Source organism: Flavobacterium sp. N1994, from assembly GCF_025947145.1.
Taxonomy (GTDB): Bacteria; Bacteroidota; Bacteroidia; order Flavobacteriales; family Flavobacteriaceae; genus Flavobacterium.
Map to the genome: position 1 here is coordinate 3,317,655 of NZ_CP109999.1, position 13,623 is coordinate 3,331,277.

Below are 13,623 nucleotides of genomic sequence, written 5' to 3' on the forward strand. Positions count from 1 at the left end.
GTAATTTAAAATTTAAAATTATTAACATCCGTTCGCTATAGCACGGGTCAAAATTTAAAAATTTCCATAAAATGGATGAGGTTGTAAAAATCATCAACGACATAAAAGCCGGTAACATTAAGCCTATCTATTTTTTGATGGGAGAAGAGCCTTATTATATTGATAGAATAACAGAATACTTAGAAGAAAATTTACTTTCAGAGGATGAAAAAGGGTTCAATCAAATGGTGCTCTATGGAAGAGATACAACCATTGATGATATTGTGAGCAATGCTAAACGATATCCAATGATGGCAGAGCGTCAAGTGGTGATTGTCAAAGAAGCACAGGATTTGGCTAAGACCATTGATAAACTCGAAAGTTATGCTGAAAACCCTCAACCTACAACGGTTTTAGTACTAGCTTATAAATACAAAACGTTAGATAAACGCAAAAAAATCACCAAGACTTTAGACAAACATGGTTTAGTTTACGAAAGTAAAAAACTATATGAAAACCAAGTAGGGCAATGGATTAACAGAGTACTGCAAGGAAGAGGCTTTACTATAGAACCTAAAGCCAATGCTATGTTGGTTGAATTTTTAGGAAATGATTTGAGTAGAATTGCCAACGAATTAACCAAACTTGAAATCATTTTACCGAAAGGCAGCACGATAACTCCCAATCATATTGAAGAAAATATTGGTTTCAGTAAAGACTTTAATGTCTTTGAATTCAGAAAAGCTATCGGGGAAAAGAACCAACTAAAAGCCTATCAAATTGCTAGTTATTTTGCCCAAAACACCAAAGACAATCCTTTGGTTCTAACAACCGGATTAGTGTTTAGCTTTTTTTCAGCCTTGTTGCAATACCACGGATTAAAAGACAAGTCTCCCAGTAATGTAGCCAAGACGTTAAAGGTTAATCCGTATTTTGTTAATGATTATATTGGAGCAGCCAAAAATTACCCTATGCGAAAAGTAAGCGGTATAGTAGCTACTTTACGTGATATAGATGTAAAGAGCAAAGGGGTAGGAGCCGCTAATCTAAGTGATTCGGATTTATACAAAGAGATGCTGGTTAGTATATTCAACTAACCTAAGGAAGATTTTCTTTTTTGAAGAAGGCTTTCATTCCTAAGAATTACTATCTTTATCAGTTTAATTTTATTCCAATGAAAAAACTACTACTATTCAGTTCATTACTAATGGCCACATTTGTTTTTGGTCAAGAAACCTTTATTCAATGTGGCAAACTTATCGATACTAGAAACGGAAAAGTATTGGGAAATAAAACCATTATTGTTTCCGGGAAAACCATCAAAAGTATCCAAGATGGATTTATTGCCCCCACGGATTCCAGTTCAAAAGTAATCGATTTAAAAAGTAAAACAGTAATGCCCGGATGGATAGACATGCACGTGCATTTAGAAGAACAAACTAGTCCAACAGCTTATTTAGAAGAGTTTACATTAAATGACGCCGATGTTGCTTATAACGCCGAAGGTTTCGCCAAAAAAACTTTAATGGCAGGTTTTACTACAGTGAGAGATTTAGGAGGAAGCGGAGTAAATGTTTCTTTGAGAAATGCTATCAATGCTGGGAAAGTTATAGGACCCAGAATATTTACTGTCGAAAAAGCATTGGCCTCAACGGGTGGTCATGCTGATCCAACTAATGGATATCGCAAAGATTTAATGGGTAATCCAGGACCAAAAGAAGGGGTGGTAAATAGTGTAGAAGATGCTCGTCAAGCCGTACGTCAAAGGTATAAAAATGGAGCCGATTGGATTAAGATTACAGCGACTGGTGGGGTTTTAAGTGTTGCCAAAAGCAGTGGAAACCCACAGTTTACTCAAGAAGAAATTGAAGCAATAGTCACTACGGCTAAAGATTATGGAATGAAAGTAGCAGCCCATGCCCACGGTGATGAAGGAATGCAAAGAGCCGTAAGAGCTGGTGTAAAAACCATTGAACACGGAACCGAAATGAGTGAAGCTACCATGGATTTAATGATAAAAAACAATTGCTATTTAGTACCAACAATTATAGCTGGAAAAACAGTAGAGGAAAATGCTAAAAAACCTAATTACTATCCTGTAATTGTCGTTCCTAAAGCACTTTCCATCGGGCCAAGAATCCAAGGGACTTTTGCCAAAGCCTACAAAAAAGGTGTGCCAATAGCTTTCGGAACTGATGCTGGTGTTTTTGAACATGGTCAAAACGCTAGAGAGTTTATCTATATGACCGAAGCAGGAATGCCAATTATGAAAGCATTACAAGCAGCTACTGTAACTAATGCTATACTTCTTGATATGGATAAGCAAATCGGAGTTATTGAATCAGGCTACTTGGCCGATATTATTGCTACTGAAGGGGATCCAACACAAGATATAACTACAGTAAATAATGTAGTTTTTGTAATGAAAGAAGGAGTTGTTTACAAACCATAAATTATCAACATTTTTCACTAAATTTGCTCTCCAAAATTAAAAACCACAGAATATGGGAATGAATAAAAATACCGTCTTAGGATGGGCAACCTTAATTATGATTATCATGGGATTTATTCTAATAGGATTAGGAATTTATCGTTATGCCGATGTTGCAGGTTGGGGCTTTGGAGCTGTAGGTGTTGGGTTTTTAGCCAATGCTTGGGTGTTCAGCTCTCTAAAAGGACGACTATAATTCAATTTAATAATTCATTAATCTAACAATCTAAAAAATGTCTGACGATAAGAAAGTAATTTTCTCCATGCAACGATTGAGCAAATCGTACCAAGGAAGTGATAAGCAAGTTTTAAAAAATATATATTTAAGTTTCTTCTACGGAGCGAAAATTGGAATCCTCGGACTAAACGGTTCAGGAAAATCTTCTTTGTTAAAAATTATTGCTGGAGTAGATAAAAACTACCAAGGAGACGTAGTTTTTCAACCAGGATATACAGTAGGTTACTTAGAGCAAGAACCACAACTAGACGAGACCAAAACCGTTATTGAAATCGTAAAAGAAGGAGTTGCTGAAACGATGGCACTTTTAGACGAGTTCAATAAAATCAACGATATGTTTGGTTTGCCAGAAGTGTATGAAGATGCGGATAAGATGGACAAACTGATGGACCGTCAAGCGCAATTGCAAGACCGTATTGATGCTTGCGGTGCTTGGGAAATTGACAATAAATTAGAAGTAGCCATGGATGCTCTTCGAACTCCTGAAGGTGATATGCCAATCAGCGTATTGTCAGGTGGTGAAAAACGTCGTGTGGCTTTGTGTCGTTTGCTTTTGCAACAACCAGATGTATTGTTATTGGATGAGCCAACCAACCACTTAGATGCAGAAAGTGTACTTTGGTTAGAGCAACATTTGGCACAATATTCAGGAACCGTAATTGCCGTAACGCACGATAGATATTTCTTAGATAATGTAGCAGGTTGGATTTTAGAATTGGATAGAGGAGAAGGTATTCCGTGGAAAGGGAATTATTCTTCTTGGCTAGACCAAAAATCAAAACGTATGGAACAAGAAGAAAAAGTCGCTTCCAAACGTAGAAAAACGTTAGAACGTGAGTTGGACTGGGTTCGTCAAGGTGCTAAAGGAAGACAAACCAAACAAAAAGCACGTTTGCAAAACTATGACAAACTCTTAAACGAAGACCAAAAAGAACTAGACGAAAAGTTAGAAATTTACATCCCTAACGGACCAAGATTAGGAACTAATGTCATCGAAGCGAAAGGAGTAGCTAAGGCTTTTGGAGAAAAGTTATTATACGACAACTTAAATTTCACTTTACCACAAGCTGGAATCGTGGGAATTATTGGCCCTAATGGAGCTGGTAAATCGACTATTTTCCGTATGATTATGGGAGAAGAAAAACCGGATGGTGGTGAATTCAAAATCGGGGAAACTGTTAAAATTGCTTATGTTGACCAATCACATTCGAATATTGATCCTAACAAATCCATCTGGGAGAATTTCTGTGACGGACAAGAATTAATCATGATGGGCGGAAGACAAGTAAACTCAAGAGCCTATTTGTCCCGATTTAATTTTGGAGGAAGCGATCAAAACAAAAAAGTCGCCGCATTATCTGGTGGAGAAAGAAACCGCTTACACCTAGCTATGACTTTAAAAGAAGAAGGAAACGTTTTGTTATTGGATGAACCAACCAATGATTTGGATATTAATACGCTACGAGCTTTAGAAGAAGGTTTAGAGAACTTTGCGGGTTGTGCTGTTGTAATTAGCCACGACAGATGGTTCTTGGATAGAATTTGCACTCACATTTTAGCTTTTGAAGGAAACTCTGAAGTATACTATTTTGAAGGTGGTTTCTCGGAATATGAAGAGAACAAAAGAAAACGCTTAGGAGTAGATGCAACACCAAAACGAATAAAATATCGTAAATTAATTAGAAATTAATTCAATACATTGAAAATCTCGTTTAAACGAGATTTTTTTTTGAATAAAAAAATTATATTTGAAAGATGAACTGACCCTATGATTAAAGCCAAATCCATCCGTTTACTATTGTTTTTATTTTTCTTTGTTTCGAATGTCATTGCACAAGATTTTAAAACAGAGCAAGATGAGATAGAGAGATTACTTAATCAAGCTGTAGCCGATTTTAACGATGCGAAATTTGATAAAGCTTTGCAATCTTCAAAAACGGCATTAATTAATTCTTTTGCGATTAATGATGATTCCTATATAGCACAATCCTACAATACTATTGGGGTTATTTACAACGAATGTTCTGATGCTAAAAAAGCTATCGAGTTTTATGAAAAAGCACTCACTTATGCAAAAAAAGCCAACAAGGATAAACTTTATAATTGGATTTATGGCAATCTAGGAAGCGCCTATTATTTCAACGAAATTGACGTCAATAAAGGAATTGGTTATTATAAAAAGGCTTTGTACTATGCTACTATAATTAAGGACACCACTGAAATAAATTATACCCGAGTTAATATTGCCAGCGCTTACTTTTCTATTGATAAGTTTGATGAAGGCAATTATTATGTGAAAGACATCAAAGAGAATATCTTGCTAAACGGATCAGAAGATTCAAAGATGTCAATGAATCTGTTAATGGGTATTTACACCACCAATAGAGATCAAAAAGCAGAAGCTGAAAGATATTATTCCATTGCTGAAAAAATTGCCAAAAAAAATAAGTTTGATTCGTTTCTAATCAATATATACGAAAATCTAGTTAGACATCATAAACATTTCAATGAGCCTCAAAAAGCACAGGCATACAAGGCAAAGTTAGATTCACTTAGCAAAATAGTTTATTCTAAAGACAAGCTCAATAATATTCAAAAAGCTGCACAGCAAATTGAACTAGATGAATATAAAATTCAACTAGAACGAATTGAAAAGATAAATCAGACTCACAGAAAAAGCCTTAAAGAATCTAAGTTAGTGGTAATACTCTTTATAGTTATTCTGATTGTCTTGTTGCTATTTTTATTGACACTTTATAAAAACATAAAACTAAGAGAACAAGCAAATCTCGAATTAAAGAAAGCCAACGAAGAACTCCTAATTGCCAAAGAAAAAGCCGAAGAAGCCTCTCAACTCAAATCGCAATTTGTATCAACTATTACACACGAATTGAGAACGCCTTTGTATGGGGTTATCGGAATTACTAATATTATTTTAGACGAACACAAAGAACTCGGCAACAGCCCACATTTGAGATCATTGAAATTTTCGGCAAAATATTTATTGTCGCTCGTAAACGATATTCTTCAAATCAATAAAATTGAGGAAAAGCGAATTGTACTAGAGAATTTGATTTTTAACATAACAGATGAAATCACCTTAATCAAAAACTCTGTAGAATACATTGCAGATAAAAACAACGATAAACTTACACTAGAAATCGATACTGCTATTCCCGAATTTTTAATTGGAGATAAATTACGATTGTCTCAAATCATTATGAATCTAGTAAGTAATGCGTTGAAGTTCACCAAAAACGGAGAGGTTTCTATCATTGCCGATTTGAAAAAAGTGGAAGGAAAAGTTTATTTTATCGAATTTAAAATCAAAGATACTGGAATCGGAATTGCTAAAGAGCATCAAAGTAAAATCTTCGACAAATTTGTTCAAATAGAACGTAAAGAAGAAGATTATCAAGGAACCGGATTAGGATTGTCAATTGTATCGAGTTTAGTGAAATTATTTGATAGTGAAATTCATTTAGAAAGTGAAGAAAACGTTGGAACTACTTTTTCCTTTACTATCGGATTTGAATTTGATGAAGAAAAATCAATTGAAATCATCAATAATATTGAAGTCGATTTATCTACTACAGGTTTATACAACATTCTAGTGGTAGAAGACAATAAAATCAATCAAGTAGTCACTAAAAAGATTATACAAGGCAGTAATATGACTTGCACTATAGTAGATGATGGTTACGCTGCAATGGTGGCCATTGAAAGGGAAGTTTTTGATTTGATCTTGATGGATATCAATATGCCTTTAATCAACGGTTTTGAAACCACCCGAAAAATTAGAGAGAAAGGCATCAAAATTCCGATTATTGCTCTTACGGCTTTTGACAAACAAGAAGTAATGGAAGAAGCAATTTCGGCGGGAATGAACGATATAATGGTCAAACCATTTGAGCCTTCAAAGTTGTTTCAAGTGATTCATAACCAAGTTAAAAACAAAGAAAACGCTGATTAATACCAGCGTTTTTTATTTTTCTTAGAAGCTTCCGATTTCCTAGAATTAGTTCCTTCGGGTTTCTTTTTATTTCTCAAATCAGGTTTAGCATCCGGATTAGGTTCTCCTTCTTTCCAAGGAAACGGATGGTCTTTCATTGTTTTGACATTGACTTTAATCAATTTCAAAATATCTTTCCAATACGGTTCTTCATCTCTTCCGCAAAACGAAATCGAAATCCCACCATTACCTGCACGACCGGTCCGACCAATACGGTGAACATAAGTCTCAGGAATATTAGGCAAATCAAAATTGATTACATAAGGCAAACTTTCAATGTCAATACCACGAGCTGCAATATCTGTAGCTACCAAAACCGAAATTTCTTTGCTTTTGAAATTATCTAAAACTCGTTGACGCGCCGTTTGAGATTTGTCGCCATGAATAGCTTCTGCATTTACACCATGCTTTTTTAATGCTTTTACCACATTGTCTGCACCATGCTTAGTTCTAACAAAAACCAATACATTACTTAGGTTTTCATTGCGTATCAAATGATATAATAAACCACGTTTGTTTTCTTTATCTACAAAATAAATTTGCTGTTCAATAATTTCAGCGGTTGATGAAACAGGTGTTACAGATACATATTCGGGTTTGTTTAAAAACGTATCAGCTAGTTCTCTAATCGCCATCGGCATGGTAGCCGAAAACAATAAAGTTTGTCTGTTAGAGGGAACCAATTTCACAATTTTTCTAACATCATTGATAAAACCCATATCCAACATCAAATCCGATTCGTCTAAAACCAAATAATGCAAGCTGTCAAAATTGATAAAACCTTGTTTGTGTAAGTCCAATAATCTTCCTGGAGTAGCAATTAATACATCCACTCCTTTTTTTAATTGGTCTACTTGCGGCACTTGAGAAACACCACCAAAAACAGTTAACTGTCGAATGTTGGTATATTTTCCGTAAGTATCAAAGCTTTCACCAATTTGAACGGCTAATTCACGTGTTGGAGTCACCACTAAACAACGAATTTCTTTTGTTTTTTTGGATGACCCAATCATACGATGCAAATTGTGTATGATAGGAATAGCAAAAGCTGCCGTTTTTCCTGTACCAGTCTGAGCACAACCTACTAAATCTTTTCCTGCTAAAATAAATGGGATAGCCTTTTCCTGAATTGGAGTGGGGCTGGTGTATCCTTCTTCAAAGACGGCTCTTTGAATACTTTTGGATAATGATAAATCTTCGAATAACATATAATATGCTTACAATTAAGCGTAAGCCGTGGCAAAGATAAGGTTTTTAAATTTGGGACAAATTAGAATACTAATTCTCGTCTCGACTTGATAAAATCCGTAACCAAATAGCCAATCAGTTTTCCGATGAGGTGATTGTTTTTTTCTTCTCCTAAATCGGGAGCACCTTCGCAAATGTGAAGGTAAGCTGCATTTTTAGAATTACCAAAAAAGTAAATAAACTGACGTAATTCTTCTACCGAAAAACCGCTCATAGTCATAGCACTACTAGCAATATTAGGAATAGAGTCTAAATCAATTTCAATCCCATATGTATCATTTTTGATAAATTCTGAGGCAACTATCAGTTCTTGTTGAAAGTTCTTTTGTTGGCGTACTTTGATTTCGTCATAGGTATTATAAGTAACCCGGTCTTCTATTTTCTTTAGATTATCCAACACATTTTTGGAAGTATAATTTTCGTGTAACCCAAAAATAAAATATTTCTTCAAAAAGCCTTCTTCATAAGCATACGAAAATCCATTACCACTGTGTCTTCCTTCCAGAATTCTGAAATCAGAATGGGCATCAAAATTAATAGCGTTGATAGGTTTTCCTAATCCAAGTGCAGTTCCTTTAATATTTCCGTAAGCATTGTTATGTCCACCACCAATAATAATAGGTGTTTTACCACATTTGATGATACCACTAATTACATGTACGACTTCCTTGTCAATACGTTCAACAAGTGAACTTAGTTTTTTTCTGTCGGCGGTAGTATGAAAATCTAAATCTTTAGCTTCATTCATTTCTTCTGCAATATCCAATTTGCCTAAAACCAAAATCTGGCTTCCTTTGCAAAAGCGATTGTGCTGAATGTTGGCTATACTTTTAATAGCGCTTTCCCAAGCAGAATCAGCGCCAGGCCGACCAAAATTGGCCCGAATACCAACATCTTCTGGGATTCCTATTAACACATATTGGGCATCGCAGTTTTTCAAATAGTCGTAATAATCTTCCCCTTTGGGAATGGTTAGCATTTTTTCACCAAACTTAACTTCACCACTTCTGTGATTAGTAACTTTTGCTAAATCGGTTATAGAAAAAGGAATTATTTTGTCCATTTGAAAAAAAATATTTTATCAAAAATATAATAAAATTGCTTATTCTGCGTTACTAAAACTAAATAGTATTACATTTGAGTAATAAAAAATTCACCACATGGAAAATCAAAACAGTCATTCGAAATTAAAAGCTATTATAGGAATATTAGCTGTTTTATTGATAATTAGTTTAGTTTACATTTTTAAATTAACGTCGGATGCAAAAACGTTGCAAACTACTGTTACTTCTGTAAAATCTGAGAAAGAATCTGTTCTCAAAGACTTGGCCGATTTGAAAAAGACTTACGATGCAGCGATTGCAGAAAACACTTCAATGTCTGATGAACTCATCGCAGAAAGAGATAAAGTTGTAAAATTGATGACCGAATTAAAGCAAGCCAAAGGAGATAACGCTACGCTTTTGAAATACAAAACCCAATACAAATCATTAGAGCAAAAAATGCAGAATTTGATGCAAGAAGTTGCAGTTTTGAAAACACAAAATCAAAACTTGACGACTAACTTAGATAGCACCAAAGTAGTATTAGAAGATTCTAAAAAATATAACCAAGTGTTAGTGGGTCAAAATGAAGAATTAGCTAAGACTGTTGAAAAAGGGTCTAAACTTACCGTTACCAATTTAAAAACGGCTTCTTATAAAGTGAGAAGTTCTGGAAAACAAATTGCTACCGACAAAGCTAGCAGAACTGACATGCTTCAAGTAAGTTTTACTATTGCTGAAAATAAAATTGCCAAATCAGGTGATAAAACGTATTATGTTCAAGTTATCGATTCTAAAAACAATGTTTTAGGCGACAAAGCTACAGTGACTTTTGGAGATAATTCATTAACGTACAGTTTTACAACTACTGTTAAATATGAAAATAAAACGGTAGAAGTTTCAGAACAATTACCTGGAAAGGATTTTGCTAAAGGAACTTATTTTGTCAATGTGTTTGATAAAGGAGAATTGGTATCAAAGAGTAGTTTCTCTTTAAGATAAACTAAACTTTTTAAAGAAATAAAATAGGAAGCCTCGAAGTATCGGGGCTTTTTTATGAGATACTTTCTCCATTAAGAATTACTTGTTCAATCAAATTAGAACCAAAAGCATAAGGCAATTCATAGAAGGAATTAAGCTCTTTTGTAATAATGAGATTGGCTTTTTTGCCAACAGTAATACTTCCATGTGTAGCTGAAATCCCCATGGCATAAGCACCATTTAATGTGGCGGCATTAATGGCTTCTTCTGGAGTCATTTTCATTTTAATACAAGCAGTAGCCACCACAAAATTCATATTTCCTGAAGGAGTAGTACCCGGATTAAAATCAGAAGCAAGGGCCAATGGTAATCCTGCGGAAATCATTTTTCGGGCAGGAGTGTAAGGAATACTAATAAAATAGGAACAACTTGGTAAAGCTACTGGCATAGTTTCAGAGTTTTTTAAAACTTCAATATCTTCATCCGTTACGATTTCTAAATGATCAACAGAAAGGGCTTTATGTTTGACACAAGCTGCAATTCCATTGATAGCAGTAAATTGATTCACATGAATTTTGGAACGTAAACCATATTTTGCTCCAGCTTGCATTATCCTTTCAGTTTCAGCTACTGAAAAATAACCCGTTTCACAAAAAGCATCAATATAATCGGCTAATTTTTCTTCGGCAATTTTAGGAAGCATTTCGTTGATGATTAAATCGATATAAGCAGCATGATTTTCTTTGTATTCAGTTGGGAAGGCATGAGCACCAAGAAAGGTAGCTTTAATGGTAATTGGATGGTTTTTTGCTAATTTTTGGATGACACGAAGCATTTTTAATTCGCCTTCCACAGTCAAACCATAACCTGATTTAATTTCAACAGCTCCAGTTCCTTGTTGTATTACCTCTTCTAATCTTTTCTTGGATTGATTATAAATTTCTTCTTCGGAAGTTTCATTTAGTTTTTTAGCAGAATTCAAAATACCTCCACCACGATTGGCTATTTCTTCATAAGTCAATCCATTAATTCTATCCACAAATTCTTGTTCTCGGTTGCCCGCATAAACAATATGAGTATGACTATCGCACCATGAAGGTAAAATCATTTTTCCTTTGGCATCAATAGTCTTGTCTGCCTTTATTTTGGGACAATTTTCCATCAAACCAAAATCGGCAATCTCATCATTTTCAATTAAAAGAAAAGCATTTTTTAAGGAAGGTAAAACCGCCATGGCAGCACCAGAGACTTTTTCTATGTTGGCTTCTCTAACTTGCAATAATTCTTTTATGTTGATGAGTAAGGTTTGCATAATGATTTTTGGTAAAAATAGTTCTAAAAAAAGAAATAGTATTAAATTTAAACAAATTTAGAATTCGTGAGAAAAATTAAATACAAAAAAGGAAAAAAAGTGCAACCCACTTTATTAGAATACACAGGGGTTCACAAGTATACACAAACCGAAATACAATTGTTTGTTTATGACACCAATGATTTAGCCGAGTTTCATGAATTTGAAGTTAGTGAAATCCATAAACACGTCAATCTTGATAAAACCAATTGGTTAAATGTGCATGGTTTAAATGATACGGTGGTTATAAAAAGCATTGGAGATTATTTGGGAGTGGATAATTTTATGCTCTCCGATATTCTAAACACTACCAAACGAACCAAACTAGATGAATATCACGACACGCTTTTTTTCAATATCAAATCGCTTTTACCCGAAGAAGATTCGAATAACATCAACGTTGAACAAATCAGTTTCTTGTTGAAGAATGGGATTTTAGTTTCGTTTCAAGAAAAGAGAAGTGATTTTTTTACTCACATACGAGAACGAATGAGAGTGCATTCAGGTATTGTAAGAGATAAAAAAGCAGATTATTTACTGTTTCTTTTGCTTGATTCGGTCATGGAGAATTTTTACATAACTATCGAAAATGAAGAGGACAGGGTAGAGGAATTAATCAATTTGTCAAAGACAAGCACTAATCCACAAATTTTAGAACAAATAGAAAAACACCGAGATAATTATAACTTTTTGAAACGCTCTATCATTCCGTTACGCGATTCTTTATATTCCATTAAAAGTATCAAAGACGATAATGTTTTCAATGCTATTGAAACTAATAATTATAGTTTTTTTGAACGATTACATCAAAAGTGTTTGGAACTTTTGGAACAAATAGAATACGATTTGACAACGTTAGATAGTGCTTCCAATTTTTATTTTTCAACCCAAAACCATAAGATGAATGAGGTGATGAAAACTCTGACTGTAGTTTCCGTTTTCTTTATGCCACTTACTTTTATTGTGGGTGTTTATGGAATGAATTTTGATAATATGCCCGAATTACATTGGCAATATGGTTATTTTATAATTATAGGATTAATGTTCCTATTGCTTTTGGGAATGATTTATTATTTCAAGAAGAAGAAATGGTATTAAAAAATTATTAATTACGAATTATCTTTTTTAAGAGTTGTTTTTAAATAAAGTAACCCAATGATTCCGGCTATTAATGACGAAATCAGAATCATGATTTTAGCATTGTTGATATGATTTTCATCTGAAAAGGCGAGTAGCGTGATAAAGATTGACATGGTGAATCCGATGCCACCTAAAAAACTTACTCCTAAAATAGACTTCCAATTTAAATCTTCTGGAAGGCTACTTATTTTTAGTTTAACGGAAAGAAAACTAAATAACCATATTCCCAATGGTTTTCCAATTAATAATCCTAGAGCAATTCCCAAAGTATATTGATGGAGCATAGCATAATGCCAGTTTGAATTTAAAATAATTGCAGTATTTGCTAAAGCAAAAAGAGGCAAAATAATAAAGGCAACGGGTTTGTGTAAAAAGTGTTGTAAAATATAAGATGTTGAATTCTCATTTCCGTTTCCAAACGGAATAGCAAAGGCCAACAATACACCCGTAATTGTAGCATGAACACCTGAGTTAAGCATAAAATACCACATGGCAATGCCTCCAATTAGATAGGGAATTAGATTGCGAACTTTTAATCGGTTTAATAAAAGTAGGAACGTAAAAATACTTAAGGCGATGAATAAATTGCTCCAGACTAAGGATTTTGTGTAAAAGACAGCAATAATCAGAATGGCCCCTAAGTCATCAATAACAGCTAAGGCTGTCAAGAATACTTTCAGGGAAGTGGGAACCCGATTGCCCAACAAAGATAAAATTCCCAAAGCAAAAGCAATATCTGTCGCCATAGGAATTCCTGCTCCCGATTGGGTTACGGTTCCGTAATTCATCCATAAATATATTCCGGCAGGAATTAACATCCCACCAATAGCTGCAGAAATTGGCAACAGAGCGTTTTTTAGGTTAGATAATTCTCCAGCATAGATTTCGCGCTCTAATTCTAAACCAATCAATAAAAAGAAAATTGTCATCAGGCCATCGTTTATCCAATGTTCTATCGAATGATTTCCTAAAGGTTGATGCCAAAGATGTAAATAGCTTTCACTCCAAGCAGAGTTTGCTAAAAAAAGAGAAAGTAGGGTACAGGCAATAAGAATGAATCCACCAGCTTTTTCACTCTCAAAAAAATCACTAAAAAGCTTTGTAATATTCATACTTCAAAGATAAAAAAAAGCATCCATT

The 13,623-nt window shown here is 34.2% G+C and carries 11 protein-coding genes; 7 read left to right on the forward strand and 4 right to left on the reverse strand.

Features of this window, described 5'->3' with window-relative positions:
* The first annotated feature begins 71 nt into the window (after positions 1-71).
* From holA to OLM53_RS14760, 5 genes are all read left to right on the forward strand, one after another.
* On the forward strand, positions 72-1,076 hold the full coding sequence (gene holA / locus OLM53_RS14740) for a DNA polymerase III subunit delta (protein WP_264520989.1): 1,005 nt from the start codon (positions 72-74) through the stop codon (positions 1,074-1,076).
* 77 nt (positions 1,077-1,153) lie between these two features.
* Positions 1,154-2,431, forward strand: a complete 1,278-nt coding sequence (locus tag OLM53_RS14745; RefSeq protein WP_264520990.1) for a metal-dependent hydrolase family protein — start codon at positions 1,154-1,156, stop codon at positions 2,429-2,431.
* A gap of 52 nt (positions 2,432-2,483) precedes the next feature.
* Positions 2,484-2,666, forward strand: coding sequence for a CAL67264 family membrane protein (locus OLM53_RS14750; protein ID WP_264520991.1), 183 nt, complete (start codon positions 2,484-2,486; stop codon positions 2,664-2,666).
* 37 nt (positions 2,667-2,703) lie between these two features.
* Positions 2,704-4,398, forward strand: a complete 1,695-nt coding sequence (gene ettA / locus OLM53_RS14755) for an energy-dependent translational throttle protein EttA (RefSeq protein WP_264520992.1) — start codon at positions 2,704-2,706, stop codon at positions 4,396-4,398.
* Positions 4,399-4,476: 78 nt separating this feature from the next.
* Positions 4,477-6,681 (forward strand): response regulator, encoded by a 2,205-nt coding sequence (locus OLM53_RS14760; protein WP_264520993.1) that lies wholly within the window; start codon positions 4,477-4,479, stop codon positions 6,679-6,681.
* On the opposite strand, the gene OLM53_RS14765 is transcribed toward OLM53_RS14760, so the two are convergent.
* Positions 6,678-7,928: a DEAD/DEAH box helicase gene (locus OLM53_RS14765; protein WP_264520994.1), complete on the reverse strand. Its 1,251-nt coding sequence runs from the start codon at positions 7,926-7,928 to the stop codon at positions 6,678-6,680. The genes OLM53_RS14760 and OLM53_RS14765 overlap by 4 nt on opposite strands.
* A gap of 62 nt (positions 7,929-7,990) precedes the next feature.
* On the reverse strand, positions 7,991-9,031 hold the full coding sequence (locus OLM53_RS14770; RefSeq protein WP_264520995.1) for a formimidoylglutamase: 1,041 nt from the start codon (positions 9,029-9,031) through the stop codon (positions 7,991-7,993).
* Positions 9,032-9,128: 97 nt separating this feature from the next.
* Between OLM53_RS14770 and OLM53_RS14775 the strand changes: the two genes are divergently transcribed.
* On the forward strand, positions 9,129-10,013 hold the full coding sequence (locus OLM53_RS14775) for a hypothetical protein (RefSeq protein ID WP_264520996.1): 885 nt from the start codon (positions 9,129-9,131) through the stop codon (positions 10,011-10,013).
* Positions 10,014-10,065: 52 nt separating this feature from the next.
* Here OLM53_RS14775 and hutI read toward each other — a convergent pair whose 3' ends face one another.
* Positions 10,066-11,304 (reverse strand): imidazolonepropionase, encoded by a 1,239-nt coding sequence (hutI, locus tag OLM53_RS14780; RefSeq protein WP_264520997.1) that lies wholly within the window; start codon positions 11,302-11,304, stop codon positions 10,066-10,068.
* Positions 11,305-11,370: 66 nt separating this feature from the next.
* Between hutI and corA the strand changes: the two genes are divergently transcribed.
* Positions 11,371-12,441, forward strand: coding sequence for a magnesium/cobalt transporter CorA (gene corA, locus OLM53_RS14785; protein WP_264520998.1), 1,071 nt, complete (start codon positions 11,371-11,373; stop codon positions 12,439-12,441).
* 11 nt (positions 12,442-12,452) lie between these two features.
* On the opposite strand, the gene nhaA is transcribed toward corA, so the two are convergent.
* Positions 12,453-13,595 (reverse strand): Na+/H+ antiporter NhaA, encoded by a 1,143-nt coding sequence (gene nhaA, locus OLM53_RS14790; protein WP_264520999.1) that lies wholly within the window; start codon positions 13,593-13,595, stop codon positions 12,453-12,455.
* Positions 13,596-13,623 lie beyond the last annotated feature (28 nt).